Annotated in this window: 12 protein-coding genes and 1 pseudogene; 3 read left to right on the forward strand and 10 right to left on the reverse strand. The window is 71.7% G+C overall.

Annotation, left to right across the window (positions count from 1 at the left end; all coding sequences use genetic code 11):
• Nucleotides 1–6 precede the first annotated feature (6 nt).
• A complete protein-coding gene (locus BSZ37_RS02365) occupies nt 7–3,201 on the reverse strand; it encodes a fibronectin type III domain-containing protein (protein WP_095509002.1) in 3,195 nt (1,064 codons plus the stop codon).
• A 52-nt stretch (nt 3,202–3,253) separates the two neighbouring features.
• Entirely contained in the window at nt 3,254–5,980 is a 2,727-nt protein-coding gene (locus BSZ37_RS02370) for a TonB-dependent receptor (RefSeq protein ID WP_095509003.1), read from the reverse strand.
• 261 nt (nt 5,981–6,241) lie between these two features.
• Between BSZ37_RS02370 and BSZ37_RS02375 the strand changes: the two are divergent.
• The 3 genes and pseudogenes from BSZ37_RS02375 to BSZ37_RS02385 form a co-directional block, all read left to right on the forward strand.
• Nucleotides 6,242–6,817: pseudogene (locus BSZ37_RS02375) on the forward strand (TRAP transporter large permease subunit); the annotation flags it as partial.
• A 157-nt stretch (nt 6,818–6,974) separates the two neighbouring features.
• Nucleotides 6,975–7,820 (forward strand): SDR family oxidoreductase, encoded by an 846-nt coding sequence (locus tag BSZ37_RS02380; protein ID WP_218830369.1) that lies wholly within the window; start codon nt 6,975–6,977, stop codon nt 7,818–7,820.
• A gap of 2 nt (nt 7,821–7,822) precedes the next feature.
• Complete coding sequence (locus BSZ37_RS02385; protein WP_095509004.1) at nt 7,823–8,944, forward strand: mannonate dehydratase; 1,122 nt, start codon at nt 7,823–7,825, stop codon at nt 8,942–8,944.
• Between the two features lie 84 nt (nt 8,945–9,028).
• On the opposite strand, the gene BSZ37_RS02390 is transcribed toward BSZ37_RS02385, so the two are convergent.
• The 8 genes from BSZ37_RS02390 to BSZ37_RS02425 are packed head-to-tail and all read right to left on the reverse strand — an operon-like array spanning nt 9,029 to nt 21,487.
• Nucleotides 9,029–10,630, reverse strand: a complete 1,602-nt coding sequence (locus tag BSZ37_RS02390) for an alpha-amylase family glycosyl hydrolase (RefSeq protein WP_095509005.1) — start codon at nt 10,628–10,630, stop codon at nt 9,029–9,031.
• 4 nt (nt 10,631–10,634) lie between these two features.
• Nucleotides 10,635–13,712 carry a LamG-like jellyroll fold domain-containing protein gene (locus BSZ37_RS02395; protein WP_095509006.1) on the reverse strand — a complete coding sequence of 1,026 codons (3,078 nt, stop codon included), beginning with the start codon at nt 13,710–13,712 and terminating at the stop codon, nt 10,635–10,637.
• A gap of 2 nt (nt 13,713–13,714) precedes the next feature.
• Complete coding sequence (locus BSZ37_RS02400) at nt 13,715–15,901, reverse strand: glycoside hydrolase family 130 protein (protein ID WP_095509007.1); 2,187 nt, start codon at nt 15,899–15,901, stop codon at nt 13,715–13,717.
• A 7-nt stretch (nt 15,902–15,908) separates the two neighbouring features.
• Entirely contained in the window at nt 15,909–17,360 is a 1,452-nt protein-coding gene (locus BSZ37_RS02405; RefSeq protein ID WP_095509008.1) for a hypothetical protein, read from the reverse strand.
• 2 nt (nt 17,361–17,362) lie between these two features.
• Nucleotides 17,363–18,184: a carbohydrate ABC transporter permease gene (locus tag BSZ37_RS02410; RefSeq protein ID WP_095509009.1), complete on the reverse strand. Its 822-nt coding sequence runs from the start codon at nt 18,182–18,184 to the stop codon at nt 17,363–17,365.
• Nucleotides 18,184–19,128, reverse strand: a complete 945-nt coding sequence (locus BSZ37_RS02415; protein ID WP_095509010.1) for a carbohydrate ABC transporter permease — start codon at nt 19,126–19,128, stop codon at nt 18,184–18,186. Before BSZ37_RS02415 ends, BSZ37_RS02410 begins: the two co-directional genes overlap by 1 nt.
• The gene (locus BSZ37_RS02420) at nt 19,128–20,435 is read right to left on the reverse strand and encodes an ABC transporter substrate-binding protein (RefSeq protein ID WP_095509011.1); all 1,308 of its coding nucleotides are present in this window, start codon (nt 20,433–20,435) and stop codon (nt 19,128–19,130) included. Before BSZ37_RS02420 ends, BSZ37_RS02415 begins: the two co-directional genes overlap by 1 nt.
• The gene (locus BSZ37_RS02425; RefSeq protein WP_095509012.1) at nt 20,435–21,487 is read right to left on the reverse strand and encodes a PorV/PorQ family protein; all 1,053 of its coding nucleotides are present in this window, start codon (nt 21,485–21,487) and stop codon (nt 20,435–20,437) included. Before BSZ37_RS02425 ends, BSZ37_RS02420 begins: the two co-directional genes overlap by 1 nt.
• Nucleotides 21,488–21,491: the final 4 nt, after the last annotated feature.

Raw genomic sequence — 21,491 nt, forward strand, 5'->3', positions numbered from 1 at the left:
TCGAGCCTACTTGATGAGGGTGAACTTGCCGATGTGCTCCCCGATGCCCGGGGCCTCGACGTGGTAGATGTAGACCCCGAAGGAGACGCTCAGCCCGTCCTTCGAGACGAGGTCCCAGCTCTCGCTCCCGTCCTGGAGCATCGAGTCGTGCTCGAGCGTCTGCACGAGCACACCGGCCATGTTGTAGATGCGGATCGTGCACTGCGGCGGCAGGTTCACGAAGTCGATCCGCCGCTCGCCCCGGCCGGACGCGTTGAACAGCGGGCGCTCCCACGACGCGTTTGTCACGTAGGGGTCCGGGACGACGTAGATCCCCTCGAGGCCGGTGGTCGCCGCGGCCGCGTCGAACTGCGAGGCCGTCGTCGAGAACGTGACCTGGTCGAGCGACGAGAACGGCTTCGTCACCGTGAGCCGGAAGACGTCGCCCGCCTCGGGGACCCGAACCGTCCCCCCGCCCGACGTGCCGAAGGTGAACTCCCACCCGAGGTCGTACTGGAAGCCCTGCGGGTCGACCACCAGCGTCAGCACGTCGCCCGGGGTGATCCGCCCGTCGGCGGGCGGCACCTCCTCGAGGAAGAAGTCGTACCGGCGCCCGGTCGTCGTGCCGACGACCTCGAAGTCGACCGGCGTCCCCTCCTCGAACACGAACTGCGTGTACGTGGTGTCGACGCCCATCTCGCCGACCCGGATCTCGATGTCGTCGGGGATCGGGACGGCCCGGTTCGACTCGGGGAGCCCGACGTTCGCCGCGAGGGTCGCGTCGCCCTCGGTCCACTCCGCCGTGAGGGGGGCCGGCTCGGCCGGCGAGCTGACGTGGAAGACCATCCCGTCGATGAGCTGGCGCGCCAGGCTGAGGCTGTCGAACGGCGCCTCGTAGACCACGCGGCCCGAGGTGGTCTCCTCGATCCGGACCCCCTGCGTGAGCCGCGCCGAGGTGGTGTCCGAGAACGTGATCCGGTACCGGCTGCCGTCCGCGAGCTGGTCGGGGACGACGACGTCGACCGCGACGCGGCCCGTCGACGGCCCGGCCTGCTCGATGTCGCCCTCGATGTCGCCCGCGACGTAGCCCGCGGCCGGCGCGTTGGGCACCACCGACGCCGTGTTCGTGTCGAGGAAGACGACGTTCCCGATCAGGTCGGTCTGGATGATCTTCGAGCTCTCGCTGGGCGCGATCGGGACCAGCTGGTCGCGCTCCGAGATGCCGCGCTCGAAGAAGTCGTCGTCGTAGCCCGTGTCGTAGGACACGATGGCGTAGTAGTAGCGGCGGCCGTTGTCGAGCCCCTTGTCGACGTAGAAGTACTGGAGGCCGCTGTCGCTTCCCGTGTTGTAGACCGCCCCGGTCTCGCCGATCTGGATCGGGTGGGGCCCCTCGAGGCCGTCGGCCCGGTCGAACTGCGCGATCGGCTCCCAGAGGATCGGGTTGCCGTAGGCGTCCGTGATCGTCTTGATGGAGTTGAACGACGGGTCCGTGGATCGGTAGACGAGGTAGCCCTCGAAGTCGCGGCCGTAGATCGGGTCGCGAGAGAGCTCCGCCGCGTCGTCCCACCGGAGCGTGACCTGGCCGTTGCCCGGGATCGCGGTCAGCTCGGGCTTGTTGGGCGGCTTGGCGAAGGAGTAGTCGGCGTCGTAGATCCGCTGCATCGTCCGCTTGTTGCGGATGATGTCGTCGTAGTCGCGGCCGAACACCGTCGCGATGGCGAACTTCCGCGTCTCGCCGATGGGCAGCGAGAAGTAGCCGGAGCCGTAGATGAAGGCCACGTTCGAGGGCGTCTCGCCGCCGAACCGGCCGGGCTCCATCTCGCTCCACGTCCGGGCGTCGTCGGAGACGTTGCCGGCCGGCCGGAGGAGGAAGCTCGTGAGCCCGATCTGGTCGGACTCGTTGTTGTCGGTCTGGCCGAAGTTGGGCTCGCCCTGGTCGGGCCGGCCGTTGTCCTCGGTGCCGTCGGAGTCGGGGCCGGGGTAGTTCTCGTCCTGCGGACCGACACCGTCCGAGCCGACGTCGTCGATCAGGAGCTCGTCGCCGTCGCGGACGGCGTTGCCGTTGGCGTCGGCGAAGGCGACCCAGTCGAGGTCCTCGTCGCCCGTCCACCACTCGCCGGCGACGTAGGCCGGGAGCGACTCGAGCGGGCCCGAGGCGGCCTCGAAGGCCTCGAGGTCGTAGGTCGAGGTGACGTAGGATCGGATGGCGCTCTGGCCGGCGATCCAGGAGCCACGCTCGTTGTCCTGGGTCTCGTCCGTGATCCCGTTCTCGTCGTTGTCGACGTTGTCGAGCGGCTCGCCGGGGCTCTCGAGGAACGCGAACCCGAAGTAGCCGACGCCCGGGCGGCCCCGGTTGTCGAGCCCGTCGCGGTCCCACATGTAGGTGATGTCGTCCTCGCGCTGGAAGTCGGCGAGGTCGTCGACGGAGTCGCCCTCGCCGCCGATGGCGGGGTCGACGTACATCCCGAACACGACCTTGTCGAGATCCTTGTCGGAGACGTTCCGGATGTCGTAGCGGACGATGAGGATGTCCTCGGCCTGGACGTTGACCCACTGGTAGCCACGCACGGCGACCTCGAGGCCGAGGCCGCGGAGGTCGGTCGAGTCCTGGGCGCTCCCCGTGAACGGGTAGTACTCGTACTCGTCGTTGTTGCGGTCGTCCATGACGTAGTAGCTCTCCTGGTCGGCCCGCGTGTAGGCGCCGAACTCGCCGTTCCAGCGCCCGTCGCGCTCGCCCGCGTTCCCCGGGTAGTCGTGGGGCCAGCGGTCGGGCCACGTGTTGTCCATGTGGCTCATGGCGGGGTAGCCGAGGTTGTTCGCGGCCCCCGGGTTGAAGTAGCCGGCCAGCGGCTCCCAGCCGTAGGTGTGCGTCCCGTCCGGGCTGATGTCGAAGGACCCGGGGTTCGTGTAGTTCTCCGACACGATCCGCACCGTGCTCCCGGTCGCGTCGACGACCTCGGCCCCGGCCATCATCACGAACTCGAATCCGTACCACGTGCCGGACCCCTTGGGCCACTCCATCTTGGGCGGCTCGGTCCGCGAGCCGAGGTTGCCGAAGTTGGCGAACCGGGTGTAGACGAGGTTGCCGTCGTGGATCCCCGTGCGGCGGAACTCGCGGCCCGCCTCGGGGCGGCGCTGCGCGCTGGCGGGCAGGGCCGCCAGCAGGGAGCCGGCGCACACGCACAGGACGAGGCGGGACAGGAGACGGGAGGACGTCGGCATCAACGGTGTCGGTGCGGACCCAGGGGGACCGTGCGGGTGGGGCTCGGGCCGATCAGAAGGACAGGGTCATCCCCGCCACGACGCGGCGGGGGGCCTGGAAGAAGTCCGGGCGGCGGTCGATCTCGTCGACCGAGAAGTTGGGGTTCTGGAGCAGGACCTCCGTCTCGCCCAGCGTCCGGTACGGGTGGAAGGGGTTGCCCGTGCTGCTGTAGACCGACTGCGCGTTGAGCCGGTCGAGCAGGTTGTAGCCCCGCGCGAAGAACCGGACGCCCTGGCCGGCGATCTGGACCGTCTTGGCGAAGTTGAGGTCGAGCGTGAACGTGACCGGCTCGCGCTCGCTGTTCTGGAACTGGCGGCTGAGCTGGCTGCCCGGGTTCGAGGGCGTGTACGGCTGGCCCGTGTGGAAGCGGCCGATGAGGCTGAGCGTCCAGTCGCGCGGGTCGCCCAGGATGACGGTCCCGTTGAGCGAGTGGCGCTGGTCCCAGTCGAGCGGGAGCACCTGCTTCTCGGGCTCGATCGGCGGCTGCGTCTGGTTGTTGAAGAAGACGGAGTTCGGGTCCGAGGCGTTGCCGCGCGCGACCTGGTACGTGTAGTCGACGGTGAACCCGAAGCGGTCTTGGAACTGGCGGATCAGCGAGAGCGTGACGCCCTTGGTGTTGCCGTAGTCGCGGTTCACGTAGCGCGCGTAGACCTTCGTGTCGCGCGTCGTGATGATCTCCTGGCCGAGGAGGTTGCGGATGTCCTTGTAGTAGACCGTGAGCTCGACCTTCCAGTCGGCCGTGACGCCCTGCTGGAGCCCGATCTCATAGGCGACGGTCCGCTCGGGCTTGAGGTTGGCGTTGCCCATGATGGTCTCGAGATCGCCGAGTTCGACCTCGAACTCCGAGTTGTCGAAGATGTACGAGAAGCGGGGGACCTGGAAAAAGTGGCCGTACGAGACGTGGAGGACGCCGCTGTCGGAGACCGGGAACGCGAGCCCGAGCCGCGGGCTGAGCTGGGCGCTCGTCTCGGCCGGTACGGTCTCGGTGTCGAGGCGGATGCCGTCGTCGGGGTCCGTCGTGGCCTCGAGGTCGGCCGGGACGTCGGCGTTCGGGTTCCAGTAGTCGAAACGAATCCCGGCGTTGAGGACGATCTCGTCGATCTCGAGCTTGTCCTGGAGGTAGGCCGCGAGCGAGAAGGGCCGCTGCGTGTAGGCGTTGTTCAGGGCCGTGTTGACGTCCGGCACGCGGAGCTCGGGGTCCTCGTAGACCGGCCCGTCCGAGACGGTCTGCCGCTCGTCCAGGCTCACGCGGTGGAACTGGGCCTCGACGCCGGTCTGGATCAGGTTCGTCCGGTTCACCTGGCTCGTGAAGTCGACCTTGCCCAGCATCGTCGCCTGCGACGAGCGGGAGTACCCGTTGCTCGTCCCGCCGAAGGCGAAGCCGTTCGCGGAGTAGGGCGACCCCTGGAAGAGCGCGTCGAGCGGGTTGTCGGAGAGGTAGCTCGACCGGACGTTCGTCTGGTACGACGCCCCCACCCGGTAGAACGTGGTCGGCGAGAGGACGTGCGTGCCCGAGAGGATGTGGTTGACGCCGGACTCGTAGATGGTCGGCTGGCCGTCCGGGGCGTAGCGCCGGCTGTCCTGGTAGCTCCGCCGCTCCTCGTCGGTCACGAACACCGAGTAGCCCAGCTGGAACCCGTTGAACGGCTGGAGCGAGAGGTTGCCGTGGAGCGAGAGCTTCGTGCTCGGGTTCATCGGCACGAACGCGCCGTCGCCCGTCATCAGCGAGTCCGGGATGGCGATGCCGATGAGGTTCTCGGAGTCGCTCGCGTTCTGCTGCGCCGCCTGGATGTACCGCTGGATCGGGACGGTGTCCTCGACTCGGACACGACGCTGGCCGTAGAGCCAGCCGTCCGTCGAGTAATACCGGCCGCTGACGAGGAACGAGCTCGACGGGAGGAAGCGGAGCGGGCCGTTTAGGTTGAGCTCGGCGTTGACCTGATCCACGCTCGGCTGGCCGACCCCCATGTACAGGTCGTCGCGCCCGGTCGCGTAGCTCCCCAAGAATCCCGAAGCGCTTCCGGAATACGAGCTAAGGTTGCCCGCCCGGGTCACCACGTTGATCACCCCAGACTGAGCCTGCCCGTACTCCGCGTTGAAGGTGCCCGAGATGACCTGGAGCTCCTGGATCCAGCTGTTCTCGATCTCGACTTTGCTCCCGCCGCGGAACTGGTCCGAGACCGGGATGCCGTCGACGAGGTACGCCACCTCGCCCGCGCGGCCGCCTCGGAGGTGGAGCCGCCCTCCGGCGTCGTACGCGACGCCGGCCTGTAGCTGGAGCAGGTCTCCGACCTCCTGGACCGGCAGGCTCTCGATCTGCTCGGCGTTGACGTACGAGGCCGACGTGGTCCGGTCCGTCTCAATCAGGTCCCGTCGGGCCTGGACGATCACCTCCTCGCCCTCGTAGACCTCCTCTTCGAGCTCGAAGTCCAGGGTCGTCGTCCGGTCGGACTCGACGAGCACGCCCTCGACCCGCACGGTCTTGTACCCGACCATCGACGCCACGACCGTGTACGTCCCCGGCCGGACGTTCAGGATCGTGTAGACCCCGTCCATGTCGGCCGACGCCCCCATGGTCGTGTCCTCGAGGCGGACGGTCGCGGCTGGGAAGGCCTCACCGGTCGCGGCGTCCGTGATCCGTCCGGTGATCTTGCCGGGAGCGAGCGACTCGAGCGGAGTCGCGCTCGCGACGGACGGAAGCGCGACCCACAGGGCGCAGAGGATAAACAGGGGCCTCATGTGCGATCAGGGAGACAGCCCCGTCCCGAGAAGTCGCATCCCCTCCGAGAGAAACGGTGCGAGCTTAGAGGGGGCGTAGAGAGGGCGATAGGCTGGCCGCCAGGCAGGAAGTGATCACAAGCATACGTCAAACAGTCACGCTCGGTCAAGAACGATCACGATTCGATCATCTGGCTGCCGCCCTGGTACGCCTCCCCGCCTTGGCTCACGCCTTTGGCAGACCACATAACGCCGCCCTCTGTTCTCGCCTCCGCGAAGCGGATCCGGACGGGCCGAGCGGCGAGGCCTTCGTCCGCCGTCCTCGTGGGTGGGTTCGTACCGCTCCTGGTGCTCGGCGTCCGCGTCGCGTTCGCGATCGGGCTGGCGACCGTCGCCACGATGATGCTCTCGATCGGGCCGACCGTCGCGCTCACGACAGTCGCTCAGCGGATGGCGACGGGGCTCGACAGCTTCACACTGCTCGCGATCCCGTGCCTCATCCTGGCCGGCCACCCCATGAACCGCAGCGGCATCGCCTGCCGGCTGATCGACCTCGCGAGGTCCTTCCTCGGCCCGCTGCCGGGCGGCCTCGCCTTCGTCAACGTGCTCGCCTCGATGCTCTTCGGGGCCATCTCGGGGAGCGCCGTCGCCGCCAGCGCCATCGGCGCGACCGTCGGCCCGCGGATGGTGGACGAGGCCTACGACCGCGACTTCGCCGCCGCCGTCAACATCACGGCGGCGACGACGGGGCTCGTGATTCCGCCGTCGAACGTGCTCATCGTGTACTCCCTCGCGGGCGGTGGGGCCTCCATCGCCGCGCTGTTCCTGGCCGGCTACCTCCCGGGCCTCCTGACGGGCTTCCTGCCGACGGGGACGTGGTCGCCCGTCGGGGAGGTCGAGCGCGTGGTGCGCCCGCTCCTCCCCCCGTTCGTAGCCATGCTGATCGCGCTGGCCCTCGTCGCCGCCTTCCCGGGGCTGTCGCTCTGGCTCCCCTCCCTCTTCGGCTACTAGCGCTTTGATTCCCTCCGACACCGAGTCCCAGACCGACTCCTCGACCGACTTCCGCCTCGACGGCCACGTCGTCGTCGTCACCGGCGGCTACGGCGTCCTCGGCTCCGCCATGGCGCGGGGGCTGATGGACGCCGGCGCCTCCGTCGCCCTCCTCGGCCGGAGCCCCGACAAGGCCGAGGCCGCCGCCGACGCGCTCGACGGGGGCGAGCGGGCCCTCGGCGTCGCCGCCGACGTCCTCGACGCCGATGGGCTCGCCGACGCCCGCGAGGCCGTCCTCGACCGGTTCGGCCGCCTCGACGCGCTCGTGAACGCGGCCGGCGGGAACGTCTCCGGCGCGACGCTCCAGCCCGGCGAGAGCCCGTTCGGCCTCGACCCCGCCGCGTGGCGCGCCGTCGTCGACCTCAACCTCCACGGGACAATCCTCCCGACCCAGGTCTTCGGCCCGGCTCTCGCCGACGCCGAGGCGGGCGCGGTCGTCAACGTCTCGTCGATGGCGGCGTCGCGCGTGATCTCGCGCGTGGCCGGCTACTCCGTCGCCAAGGCCGGCGTCGACCACTTCACACGGTGGATGGCCGTCGAGTTGGCGAAGCAGACCGAGGGCCGCGTCCGTGTCAACGCCGTCGCGCCGGGGTTCTTCGTGGCGGAGCAGAACCGCGACCTCCTCCTCAACGGCGACGGCTCGCTGACGGAGCGGGGGTCCGACATCGTCGCGCACACGCCCGTCGGCCGGTTCGGCGAGCCCGCCGAGGTCGCGGGGCCCGTCGTCTTCCTGTGCTCGCCCGCCGCCCGGTTCGTGACCGGCGTCGTCCTCCCCGTCGACGGGGGGTTCTCGGCCTACGCGGGGTTCTAGCGATGGTCCTCTCCTTCCGCTGGTACGGCCCGTCCGACCCCGTCACGCTCGGCGACGTCCGCCAGATCCCGGGCGTCCGCGGCGTCGTCAGCGCGCTCCACGACGTCCCGCCGGGCGAGGCGTGGGCGCCCGACGCCGTCCAGACGCTCCGCCAGCGCGTCGAGGACGCCGGCCTCGCGCTGAGCTGCATCGAGTCGATCCCGGTGCCGGAGGGGATCAAGCTGGGGACCGACGACCGCGAGCGCCTCGTCGACGACTGGTGCCGGTCCGTCGAGGCCGTCGGCGCGGCGTTCCGTGACGGAGCGCGCGTCCCGGTCGTGTGCTACAACTTCATGCCCGTGTTCGACTGGACGCGGACGAGTCTGGGCCGCCCGCTCGCAGACGGATCCGAGGCGCTCGCGTACGTCGAGGGCGAGCTCTCGGCCGTCGAGGAAGCGCTCGCGAGCGGCGGGCTCCCCGGCTGGATGGACGCGCACGGCCCGGACGACCTCCGCCGGCTGTTCGCGGCCTACGCCGAAGTCGACACCGAGCGGATGTGGGACCACCTCGGGTGGTTCCTGGAGCGGGCCGTGCCCGTCGCCGAGGCGGCCGGCGTGAGGCTCGCGATCCACCCCGACGACCCGCCGTGGCCGCTGTTCGGCCTCCCGCGCGTCGTGACGAGCGCCGAGGCGCTCGGCCGCGTGTGCGACCTCGTCGACTCGCCGGCGAACGGGGTCACGTTCTGCACGGGCTCGCTCGGGGCCGACCCGGCCCAGGTCCGCGGGCTCCCGGACGCGGCGGCCCGGCTGGCGGAGCGGGGGCGGCTCCACTTCGCCCACCTCCGCAACGTGGCCCACCTCGGGGACCCGGCCGACCAGGCCACCGAGGCGGAGGGACCCGGCCGCGACTTTACCGAGACGGCCCACCCGCCCCGCCGCTGGGCGGCCGAGGGCGGCGACGTCGACCTCGGCGCCGTGGTCCGCGCGCTCGTGGACGCCGGGTTCGACGGACCGCTCCGGCCCGACCACGGGCGCCAGATCTGGTCCGAGCGAGACAACGACGCCGTCCGGCCCGGGTACGGGCTGTTCGACCGGGCCCTAGGCGCGGCCTACCTCCTCGGCCTCTGGGAGGCCCACGCCCGATGACCGACGCCATCCCCCCGCGCCGGCGTGGTCCGCAGGATCGAGCGGGACCGGCTCGAGACCCCAGGTCCCCCTAGGCACCGGTCCCTAGGGCGCTCCCTCGACGACCAGCCCTTCCCAGGGCCGCAGGCCGCCGTTCCTACTCGGCACCGGGTGCGTCGAGAGGATCCGCCGATCGCTCGTGAACGGCATTGGGGCGTCACCCAGGTTGAGGACCACAACCACGCGGTCCGTACCGGACTGCCGCTCGAAGGCGAACACCGACGCGGGCGTTTCGCCCAGGGCCGTGTAGCGTCCTGCGTAGAGCGCCGGGCGGCGACGGCGGAGCGCGAGGAGCGACCGGTAGAGTGAAAGGAGCGATTCCGGATCGTCGCGCTGGACGGAGACGTTGAGCCGCTCGGCCTCGGCGTGGAGGGGCAGCCACAACGTATCGGGCGGCGCGGTCGAGAATCCGGCCGAGGGCGAAGCGTCCCAGGCCATCGGCGTCCGCCCGCTGTCCCGCCCGAGGGCCGGGATCCCGGAGCGGAGGCCCATCGGGTCCCGAATCCGATCGGCGGGGACGGCGACGTCGGGGACGCCGAGTTCGTCGCCGTAGTAGAGCGTCGGCGTGCCCCGGAGGGTGAGGAGCAGGAGCGCGGCGAGGCGGGCCCGCTCCGGCCCGAGGCGGGTCGCGAGGCGGCGCTCGTCGTGGTTGCCGAGGACGTAGTTGGGCCACGCGCCCTCGGGGACCGCGGCCTCGACCGCCTCGACGTGCCGGCGGAGCCCGTCGGCCGACCACTCCACGTCGAGCAGGCCGAAGTTGAGCGGCATGTGGATCTCGTCGAGGTCGGGGCCGCCGTAGTAGGCCGCCCACCGGTCGAGCGCGTTCGGGAGGTGGATCTCGCCGAGCGTCACGCGCTCCCGATCGTCGAACCCGTCCACGACGGTGCGGACCTCGCGGTAGAGCGCGTGCGCGTCCGGGTGGTCCTTGTCATGGACGTGGAGTTGCGCGTCGTAGAGGCTCGCCGGCTTGTGGCCCCCGCTCGGCGCCGGGTTCGGCGGGTTGTCGCGGAGCGCGGGGTCCTTGAGCACGTGGTGCGCCACGTCGATCCGGAAGCCGTCGACCCCGCGCGCCATCCAGAACCGGAGCGTGTCGAGCATGGCCTCCCGGAGAGCCGGGCTCCGCCAGTTGAGGTCGGGCTGCTCCTTCAGGAACGAGTGGAGGTAGACCTGCCCGGTCGCCTCGTCGAGCGTCCACGCCGGCCCGCCGAAGGCGCTGAGCCAGTTGTTGGGAAGGGCGCCGTCAGGGCCGAGGTCGCGCCAGACGTACCAGTCGCGCTTGGGGCTGTCCCGCGACCGGCGGCTCTCCTCGAACCATGGATGCCGGTCCGACGAATGGTTCGGCACCCAGTCGAGGATCAGCCGGAGCCCGCGGGCATGGGCGTCGGCGACGAGCCGGTCGAACGCGTCGAGGTCGCCGAACAGCGGGTCGACGCCGCAGTAGTCGGCCACGTCGTACCCGAAGTCAGCCATGGGCGACGGGTAGAACGGGCTGAGCCAGAGGGCGTCGACGCCGAGCCAGACGAGGTAGTCGAGCCGCTGGCGGACGCCCTCGAGGTCGCCGACGCCGTCGCCGTCCGAGTCCTGGAAGGAGCGAGGGTAGACCTGGTAGATCACCCCGGTCTGCCACCACGGGCGCGCCTCGGTCACGGCCTCACCGCACGACGAGGACGCGCCGGGAGGCCGACCGCTCGCCCATCGTCGCGCGGATGACGTAGACGCCGGCCGCGCTCCGGCGCGCGCCGTCCCACACGATCTCGACGTCCCCGGCCGCGAGCGGCCCGTCGTGCACCGTCGCTACGGCGCGGCCGAGCGCGTCGTACACGACGACGCGGACGGCGCCCGCCTCGGGGACCGCAAGCCGCACGGTCGTCCGCGTCGCAGTCGGGTTGGGGCGCGGAGTACCGAGGGAGAATGTGCCGGACGCCCCCCCGCCCTCCCCCGCGGTCTCCCCCCGACTGAGGGCCTCCACCTCGGTATCCGTGAGGGCCCGGTTGTACACGCGGACGTCGTCGAGCACGCCCGCGAAGTTGTAGTCGGCCTGGCCGGGGAGCATCTGCCCGAGGAGGAGCGGGACGCCCGCCGACGGCATCCGCCCCGTGTGCGGCGCCGTCGCGACCCGCTCGCCGTCGACGTAGAGCGTCATCGCGGCCCCGTCGTAGGTGGCGGCGAGGTGGACGAACGCCTCTGGGACCACGGCGCTCGGTGCGTCGAGGTCGACGACGCCGACCTTGGTCTTGACGGTCCAGCGAGGCCGTCCCTCCGGCGTGAGCGAGAGCTTCCAGCGGTTCTGCCAGCTCCCGTGCGAGACGATGAACCGCTCGCGGTCCGGTCCGTCGTCGGGCCGCGCCCAGACGCTGACGGTCACGGCCTCGGCCATGTCGAGCGTCGGGTGGTCCGGCACGCGGACCGCGTCGTCGAGGCCGTCGAACCGGAGGGCCGTGTTGGGGGCGCCGGTGCGACCGGGGGCCGCCACGGGGCCGAGGACTTCACCGTCGTTCTCGAACGGGCTCGCGTCGTCGGCGCTGGCGTCGAGCGCGAGGTCGAGGACGAGGCGGCCGACGGTCACGGACGTCTCTCCCGAGGCGGACGCCCCGCTCGGGTCAGCCGCCGTGCACGTGATCCGGAAACGACCTGCGGCGCCGGGCGCGTGGTACGTCACCTCGGCCCCGTCGCCCTCGATCGAACCGGCCTCTGCCTCCCACGCGTACGTCAGCGCATCGCCGTCGGGGTCGCTGGCGGCGCACGCGAGCGTCGTCGATCCGTCGACGTCCGCGACGCCGGGCGACGCCGTCACGGTCACGTTCTGGGGCGCCTGGTTCGCCAGCACGCGGAGCGTGACGCTCGCCGCCGCCGTCTGCCCTGCGCCATCGGTCACGGTGCACGCCACGGGCACGTCGCCGACAGCGGCACCGGTCCACGTCGCGCGGGTGCCGTCCGAAACGAGCGTCCCCGCCTCGGCGGACCAGGCGACGGACACGGCGCCCTCGGCGTCGCCGCCGGTGCACCAGAGCGCCGTCGCCTGCCCCACCGAGAGCGTCGTGTCGGCCGCGACGAGCGCCCGGACGCGCGGCGGCCGGTCGGCCGGCACGTCCGCCCGGTGGTCCACGACGATGCCGTTGACGAGGAGGCGCCCGCCCTCCCGCGTTTCCGTTCCGTTCGCGGCCGGGAAGACGAGGACGCGCGCCTCGTCGGCCGGGACCGTCACCGAGGCGGACTGGGTGACGCCGCGGGCGAGGAAGGCGTCGGCGGCCGCGTCGTACACGTCGTACGTGCCGAACGGGAGCGGGACCGTGATCGTCGCGTCCTCGGCGGTCGGGTTGTAGACCAGATACGAGGCGTAGGACGGGGCCGCGTAGAAGTCGGTCGCGCGGAGGTCGAGGCGGAGGACCCCCGGCACCTCGGTCGAGTCGACGAGGGCCCCGAGGTACCCGACGCTCGACGAGCCGTAGAGCCCGAGGTTCGTCGGCGCCCAGCCGTTCCGCATCGCGTCGCCGGTCGCGTAGGGACTCGTGGTCCCGACGCGCTCGCGGAGCCCCTCGTAGGCCACGACGCCGAGCGGGTCGTTGGCCGCGATCCACGCCTCGTTGTCCTGGTTCTCGTCGGGGAGGAACGGGCCGTAGAACAGGCGCGAGGCGCTCGCGAGGTTCACCATCCACCGGCCGACGGCGTGGGCGAATCGGTCGTCGTAGCGCACGAGCGGGACGAGCGCCGCGGCCTGCTGGAAGCCGTTGAGCGCGAACGCGTAGTTCTCGTACCGCGCCTCGCCGACGAGCCCGCTCACCGAGCGCCCGCCCCACGTCCCGACGACCGTCCCCCAGTTGCGGAGCGGGCCGACCTCGAAGCTCCACCGGACCAGCTTCTCGACGTCGTAGCTCGTGCCCAGCTCGGCGTTCATACGGGCTGCGGCGAGAGCGCCGTAGGGCAGCTGGAGCTCGTACGACGGGTTCTGGGTCCGCCGGTCGAGGTCGTCGAGCGCCAGCTCGGCCCCGATCCGGTAGCGCTCGTCGCCCGTCTCGCGGTGGGCGTGGTAGAGGATCCAGGCGATGGCCCCGGCCGCCTCGGGCTCGTGGACGCCGGACGTGAGCGGCTGGAGCGTCGTGAGTGAGATGGCGCGGGCGTTGAACGAGGGAACCGCCCACGGCGTCGCGCTCCCGCCGAGGGCCTCGACCGCGTCGAGCCACTGCTCGGCGACGGACACGAACTGGGCGTCCGAGCCGCCGAACCCGGGGTAGAGATCGCGGAGTTGGTAGAAGAAGACGTTCGGCATCGTGTCGTACCACCAGTCCTGGCCGCTCCGCGCGGCCGGCGTGTTGAGGTAGACCCCTTCTCCCGACGCGCGGCCGAAGAACTCCTCGGCGCGGAGCACCCAGTCGGTCCCGAACTGGCTTCGCTTGCTGGCCCCGTTGAGCGTCGCGCCGACGAGGGCTGGGAGGACGTTGATCGCCTCGCCCGGTACCTCGTTGCCGCCCCCCACGTACGTCTCGATCCCGAAGGCCCCGTGCGCCGGGTAATTGACGGTCCCGTCGTAGAGCCCGACGAACGGCGCGTAGGTCCCGGGCCGCGAGGCGTCGAACACGAGCGAGTCGTAGGCCGTCGCTACGCGGCCCCAGTCGCGGAGGTGGTAGTCCGCCGGCACCGCTGGCATCTGCTCGACGCGGTCGATCACCACCTGCTGAGCGATGGCCGGTCCGGCGAGCGCCGCCAGGGCGAGGGCGAGGAGGTGGCGCATCGTTAGGCGTGCGCCTCGGCCCGCTGGCGGAGCGTGTCGACGAGGGCGCCGAGGCGGAGGCGGGCGCCGAAGATCCGGCTGTCGGCTCCGGCGTACGGCACCACGAGGTCGCCGCCGACGACGTAGTTGGCGCACGAGAACACGACGTCGTCGACCCCGAGGTCGGCGTCGCCGACGCGCTCGGCGTCGCCCTCGGGGAGCAGGAGCGGCTCGATCCGGGCGAGGACGGGGTCAGGCTCGGCGGGCGCGACGAGGGCCGCCGAGAGGTTGTAGAGGCGCCGGCCGTCGAACGAGAAGTGCCCCTGGTGGTAGACCGCCAGGAACTCGCCGTCGCCGAGCGCCACAGGCGGCCCGGCCGCGCCGACCCACGAGGTCGCCTGGTCGGCGAACCGGTACGACGAGAGGACCGCGCCGCGCGACCGCCAGGGGCCGTCGGGGTGGTCCGCCTCGGCGAGGTGCATCGTCATGGGGCGGTCCCCCTGCATCGGCCGGTGCCACAGGTACCAGCTCCCGCCGACGGGCTCGGGAAAGAGCGCCCCGTTCTTGTCGTCCGTCGCGTTCACGGCCTGCCCCAGGCCCGATCCGGGGTCGCCCTCGATCGGCCCGTGGAGGTCCCACGTCACGAAGTCCCGCGTCGTCGCGAGGCAGAGCTGGACGCGACCGGCCATCGACGGGTCAGGGAGGTCGGCGCTGGTGTAGCCGGTGTAGTGGAGGTAGTACGTGTCGCCGACGCGGGTGCAGCGGGCGTCCTCCACGCCGAGGTCGTGGAACGGCGCCTCGGGCGCGATCACGGGCTCGGCCCAGCGGCGGACGAGCCGGAGGTCGGGCGTGAGCACGGCGAGCCCGAGGGCGGAGGCGACGTGCGCGCCGTAGGCCGTCTCTCGGGGGTACGCCGAGCCCTGGGCACGGTAGAGCATCACACACGCACCGCCCGCCTCGCGGAGCGTCGCGCGGTCGGCCTCCCCCAGCGCCCACGTCTCCATGAGCGCCTCTAGCTCGTCCGCGTCGTCGACGAGGACAGCGGCCGGGTTGAGGACGACGCGGGACTCCCAGGCGTGCTCGGCGACGGGCTCGAGGACGGGGCGGCCACCGTGGAGCCGCTCGACCGGCACGGCCGACGCCCCCCCAAGGTCACGAGGCTCGTCGACGTGCCCACGGAAGTCGAGGTGGACGCGCGCGACGTGACCGTGCCCGCGCTCTTCGTGGAGGAGGGCAAGGACGTCCGCCAGCGGGGCCGTGGCCTCGCCGATGGCCGTGTCGGCGGCGCCGTAGTAGAGCCGGAGCTGGCCGTCTTCGACGACGGCGCCTTGCGGGAACACGACGTTCGGCACGTCGCCCTCGATCTCGTAGTCGTAGGTCGGCTCAAGGACGGGCCGGCGTGTCCGGGCGATCACCTGGCGCGGGTCGTCGAGGTCGAGGAGCGCGAGGCCGGCCCGGTAGACGTGGTCCGCGTCGGCGCCGTGGTAGACCACGAGCCAGCCCCCGGGCGTCTCGATGGGCGGCGGGCCGACGCCGATCTTCTTCTCCTCCCAGCGCTCCCGCGGCCGCATCACCACGTGGTCGTCGAGGCGGGCGAGGTGGGCCTCCCAAAAGGCCGCGCCGGGCTGGCGGAGTTGCTCCTCGTCCTCGAAGAAGACGACCTGCATGTCCGGCACGATCCGGTGGAACATGGCGATCCGCCCGCCGACCCGGCCGGGGAAGAGCGCCGCGTCCTTGTCGCGGACCGCCGGCCCGATCCGCCCGTGGACCTCGACCGTCTCCCAGTCGGTCGTCGAGGCCAGGCCGATCCCGACGCCGGCGTCGGCGCAGTGGGCGGGCTCGGCGAGGACGGTGTACGTGATGTAGAACCGGTCGCCGAGGCGCGTGATGCGGGCGTCCTCGACGCCGTAGCGGTCGACGTTCGAGCCCGGCGTGAGGAACGGCTCGGCGTCGAGGCGGAACGAGCCGTCGGGCTGGCGGGTCGCGAGGCCGAGGCGCGAGACGTAGTTGTCGTAGAGAAAGTCCGCCTCGGTCCGGTCCGGCGAGTCGACGGCGACGCGCGTGTAGCCGGCGGGGACGCCGCGCGCGAGCAGGCGGAGCGTGCCGTCGTCGCTGAGCGCCGCGCCGGGGTTGAACACGGCGCCGCTGGCCCAAGAGACGTCGGGCGAAGGCGCGAGGATGGGCGCTGGGCGGCGTGCGAAGAGATCCATTCGAGGGTCAGGGGGAAGGCGCGGCCGAGGCCAGGAAGCGATCGGCCTCGGGGCCGGTGAAGACGTGGGACGCGCCGGCCTCGGGGTCGAGGACGACGACGGCCAGGGCCGGGCCGGAGAAGGTCCGGGCGCGGACGGTCCGCCCGTCCCATCGGAGCGTGCGCGGCGGCTCGGGCGCGGCCCAGGCCCAGGCCGCGGCCTCGGGATGGGCCGCGACCTCGAGGAGCGCGAACTGCGCCTCGATCGTGCTCTCGGCGCCGGCGTTCGGGTTGGTCCGGTCGGGCGCCAAGATGCCGTCGTAGCCGCGGCCCGTGGCCGGGTCGGCCATCGTAACGCCGGCCGGGTTGGCGCCGTGGAACCACGAGGCGGCCAGCCCGGCCATCACGGCGTAGCGTTCGTCGCCCGTCGCCTCGAAGAGGCGGACGAGCCCGACGGCGGCCGGGCGGACGTCGTAGGCGATCTGCTCGAAGGTCTGAGCGTCGCCCGTCGCGTAGTCGAGGTTGTGGAGCCAGCCCTCCACGAGGAGCCGGGCGTAGAGGCTCTGCGCCTCGGCCTCGGCGCTCGCCAGCGCCTCCGGGCCGGCGAGCCCGAGGCGGGCCGCCTCGGCGAGCGCCTGGGTCTGGCTGTTGCCCCAACCGTGCCAGCCGCCCGTCCACGACGCGTGGCCGCCGTAGGGGAACGTGCCGAGGTCGCCGAAGCGGAGCGGCGACAGGCCCTCGGCGAAGCGGCGGACGCGCCGGGCGCCGTCGTCGGTCGGCTCCGCCTCTTGGAGGGCGACGAGGCCGAGGAGCAGCTCGCTCGTGGCGTCGGCGGCGGTGCCGGCGATCAACCACTGGGGGAACGGGCGGCCGTTCTCGTCGGCGACCGCCGGGTAGCGGGCGAGGAGCCGGTCGAGGTGGGGCTCGACGCGGCGGACAGCCGCGGCGGCGGCGGCGGCCTCGGCCGGGTCCGCCTCGGCGAGCACGCGGGCGCCCTCGCCGAGCGCCCAGACCGCGCGGGCGGTCCACCACGAGACGCTGTCGGCCACGCTGTTGGCGTGCTCCGTGTTGATCCGGAGGTCGCGGTCCCAGACGAAGTTGTAGAACAGCCCGCTCTCGGCCTGCAGGTGGCGGACGAACCGGAGCAGCTTTGCGGCCTGCCGGCGCGAGCGCTCGTCGCCCGTCCGCTCGTAGTGCCGGAGGTAGACGACGGCCGCGCGGGCCGCGTCGTCCACGCAGGCGATCCCCTCGTCGTCGTCGCCGACGAACCGCCAGTCGGGCGCCTCGGCGTAGATGTGGACCAAGCGGAGCGTGTCGCCCTCGTGGACGACGTCCTCGCCCAGGAAGTCGAGGTGGTCGAGGTTGAAGCCGACGGCGGCGAGGGGAGCGTCCGACCGAGCCGACGGCGGTCCCGAGGCGGGCGGGGCCGAGGCGCAGGCGGAGACGCTGAGGAGTGCGAGGAGGCAGAGGAGTTGGCGCATGGTCAGCCCTTGAGGCCGGTGGTGGCGAGGCTCTCGACGAACCGCCGCTGGAAGGCGGCATACGCCAGGAGGACGGGGAGCGCGAGGAGGAGCGCCGCCGCGAGCTGCGGCCCGAGCCGGCTCTCGGCCCCGCCGCCGACGGCGAACAGCGTCACCATCTGCGGCATCGTCATCATGGCCTCGTCGCGGACGACGAGGAGCGGCCACAGGACTTCGTTCCAGCTCCCGATAAAGACGATGATGCCGGCCGTCACGAGCGCGGGCACCGACAGCGGCCAGACGATCCGGAACAGGATCCGGAACTCGCCGGCCCCGTCGATCCGGGCCGCGTCGATCAAGCCCTGGGGGAGCGACAGGAAGTGCTGGCGGAGGATGAGCACGGCCGTCGCGTTCATCATGAAGGGGACGACGAGCCCGGCGTACGAGTCGGTCCACCCGAACCCGACGACGAGCGTGTAGAGCGGGATGAGGAGGACGAGGAACGGGACCATCATCGTGAACAGGATGAGCGCGAACGCCGCTTCTCGCCCGCGCCACGAGAGCCGCGAGAGGGCGTAGGCCGTGACCGACCCGAAGAACAGGGCGAGCGTCGTCACGAGGCCCGTCACGAGGACGCTGTTCCAGAAGGCCCGGCCCAGCGGGATCGTCTCGAACACGAGCCGGTAGCTCTCGGCCGTCCACCTCGAGGGGAGCGGGTTGAGCGCCGCGATCTCGGCCTCGGGCTTGAGCGTCGCCAGCGCCATCCACACGAACGGGTAGGCGAAGACGACGGCGCCCACGACGAGCGCCGCCTGCGCGAGGAGGCGGGGGAGGCGGCCGCGCATCACGTAGCCTCGGCCTCGACCACGCGGCGCTGCACGAGCACCACGACCAGGATGAGCAGGGCGAATGCGAGCCCGAGCGTGGCCGCGTAGCCCATGTGGTTGAACGTGAACGCCTGGTTGTAGATGTAGAGGAGCCCCGAGAGCGTGCTGTTGAGCGGCCCGCCGCCCGTCAGCACGTACGGCTCGACGAACAGCGAGAACCCGCCGATCGTCGACAGCACGACGACCGTGACCATGTGCGGGTTGAGCATCGGGAGCGTCACCCACCGCCACGTCTGCCAGCGCGTCGCGCCCTCGACCTCGGCCGCCTCGTAGAGCGGCGCCGGGATGTTCTGAAGCCCGGCCAGGAACAGGAGCACGTATAGCCCGACGTTCTTCCAGGTCGCCACGAGCGCGATCGCGGGCATGGCCCACGCCGGCGACACGAGCCACGGCACCCGCTCGCCGCCGAGCGCCACGAGCACCTTATTCACGTAGCCGCTGTCGAACGCGAACAGCTGCGCGAACAGGATCGTCACCACGACGCCGGAGACGACGACCGGCAGGAAGTAGATCGCCCGGAAGAAGCCCTGCCCCGGCAGCTTCTTGTTGAGGAGCTCCGCGAAGAACAGCGCGACGACGATCTGGAGCGGGATGTGGATGATTAGGAACAGCCCCGTGTTCAGCATCGCCCGCGCGAACAGGTCGTCGGCGACGAGACGGCCGAGGTTGCCCAGGCCGACCCACTCCATCGGCGTCACGAGGTCCCACCGGTGGAACACGAGGACGATCGCGAAGACGAGCGGGTAGCCGAAGAAGACGGCGAGGTGGAGGAAGTACGGCGCCGCGAGGAGCGGCCCGCGCCAGTCCCGCGGCGCCCGCCTCGGCGTGGCGACCGAGGCGGGCAGGGCCTCGGCGTAGGCGACGCGCTCGACCGAGTCGATGGTAGGGAGCTCGGCCGCCATCAGTGGGCCCACTCCTGGATGACCCGGATCCGCTCGTCCGCGCTGGCCACGGCCTCGGCCGGCGTCTCGACCCCGTAGATCGCCCGCTCATAGCTCTGGGCGACGGCGTCGAGGACCTCGGTGAGCGACGGGACCGCGTCAACGCCGCGCGTGTGGGGCGCCTGCTCGGCGAACCGGCGCATGAACGGGTTGGCCTCGAAAAAGTCCGCCAGGGCGGGGTCGTCTAGGAGGCCGGCGCGGATCGGGATCTGACGCGTCGTCTCGATCAGGAGGCGGTCAGCCTCGGGCGAGACGAGGTACCGGGCGAATGCCCACGCCGCCTCGGGGTGCTGCGTGGACGAGAACACGGCGATGTTCTTGTAGTCGCCGTAGGTCACGGGCTCGCCGTCGAAGCCGTCGGGGACGGGGACCGGGGCGAAGTCGAACCGGAGGTCCGGGGCGTTCTCGACGAGCCACGCGGCCGTCCACGGGCCGGTGAACTCGGACGCGATCCGGCGCTGGGCGAACGCGTTGCCCTGCAGCGTCGAGAGCGGGAGGTGGCCCCGCTGGTAGAGCGTCTGGAAAAAGCCGTAGACCTCGCGGAGCGCGTCCTCGTCGATGGCGAGGTCGCCGTCGACGTCGAAGAACGTCTGCCCGCCGGACGCCGCGAGGTAGAGCGGGTAGACGTCGAAGTAGCGCTGCCACCAGATCGGGCGGATGTCGCGGGCGCTCATCCAGCGGTCCGTCTGCCCGTCGCCGTCCGTGTCGCCCGTGACGCGCTCGGCCGCGGCGAGGTACTCCGAGTAGGTCCGCGGCGGGCGCGTCACGCCGGCCCCCTCGAACAGGTCGACGTTGTAGATCATCAGGATCGGGTTCGTCTTCCAGGGGAGCTGATAGACGTGGCCGTCGGCGCTGACGAACCGGTCGGCCAGTTCGGACGGCGTCCGGGCGGCCATGAGGCTGTCGAAGCCCGGCATCTCGTCGAGCGCGAGCACGCCGCCGGCGCGGATAAAGTCGTTCAGGACGCCCGGCCAGATGTTCGAGCAGAGGTCGGGCGTGGTCCCGGCCACGACGGCCGCGAGCAACACTTCTTCGCTCGACTGGCCCGCCGGGATCGGCTGGGCCTCGACCTGGATGTCGGGATGCTCCGCGTTCCAGCGCTCCACCAGCACCTCTGCCCACGCGCGCTCCTGGGGGTTCTGGCTCGTCCAGTAGGTCAGGACGATCGGTCCGCCCGCCTCGGGGCTCGTCTCGGGGGTGCCGTCGTCGCACGCCGCGAACGCCCCCGAGGCGGCGGCGACCAGGAGCAGGAGCGCGACGCGGCGCATCAGAACGTGACGCTGAGGCCGACGGTGTGGACGCGACCCAGCCGCCCGCCGTCGCGGAAGGCGTAGTCCAGCTTTGCCATGCCATCCGGGTACGGGAGCGGCTGGCGGACGCCGAGGCCGAGGGCGAGGCCGCCCTCACGCTCCGGCAGGAACAGACCCTGGAACCCGCCACGGAAGAAGACCCGCTCGCGGAAGCCGTACTCGGCGCCGACGTTCAGGCTCTCGTAGTTCGACGACGGGTGGAGCGCGTCGACGGACACGCTGAGCTGGTTCATCCGCGACGCGAGCGGCCGCGAGACGACGCCGATCTTGAAGTCGAGCGGGAGGCTCCACGTGTCGAGCGCGTAGTCGGCCGGGATCTGGCCGTTCGTCCCGTCCTGGCTCGGGTCGGGGTCGACGAACGTGCGGAGGTCGCGGCCGTCGAGCTGGAGGTCGGAGCCGAAGTTGGAGATCGCGGCGCCGATGGTGAGCCCGCCGAAAAAGTCGGTCTGGAACCGCGTCCCGATGTCCACGGCGACGGCGCTGGCCGTCGAGTGCCACACGCGCTGCTGGATGTACTTCGCCGTCCCGCCGATCGAGAACCGGTCCGAGATCTGGCGGCCGTAGCTCAGCCCGACCGCGAGGTCGGCCGCGTCGAACGTCTCGCCGGTCCCCTGCTGGTTGAGCTCCGTACGGACCGTCATCTCCGGCACGCCGAGCATCGTCACCGACGCCCCCACGACGCCGCCCGCGAGCGGCACCGCCACGCCGACGTAGTCGTGACTCACGTCGCCGAGCCACTCGCTGTGGGCCGAGACGAACTCACCGGCGCGCATCTGCGCGAGCCCGGCCGGGTTCCAGTAGAGCGCCGTCGCGTCGTCGGCCGAGGCCGTGAACGCACCGCCGAGGGCCATGGCCCGGGGCCCGACGCCGATCTGGAGGAACGGCGCGGCCGTCGTGCCGGCCCGCGACACGCTCTGGGCGCCCGCCTCGGGGAGCCCGCCGCCGAGGCCGAGGAGGACGAGCGCGAGACCGACCCGCGCCCTGCGAACGAGGGGCTGTGTGGCTGGCATGGCG

Origin of the sequence: Rubrivirga marina (genome assembly GCF_002283365.1) — a bacterium.
In the GTDB taxonomy this organism is placed as follows: domain Bacteria; phylum Bacteroidota; class Rhodothermia; order Rhodothermales; family Rubricoccaceae; genus Rubrivirga; species Rubrivirga marina.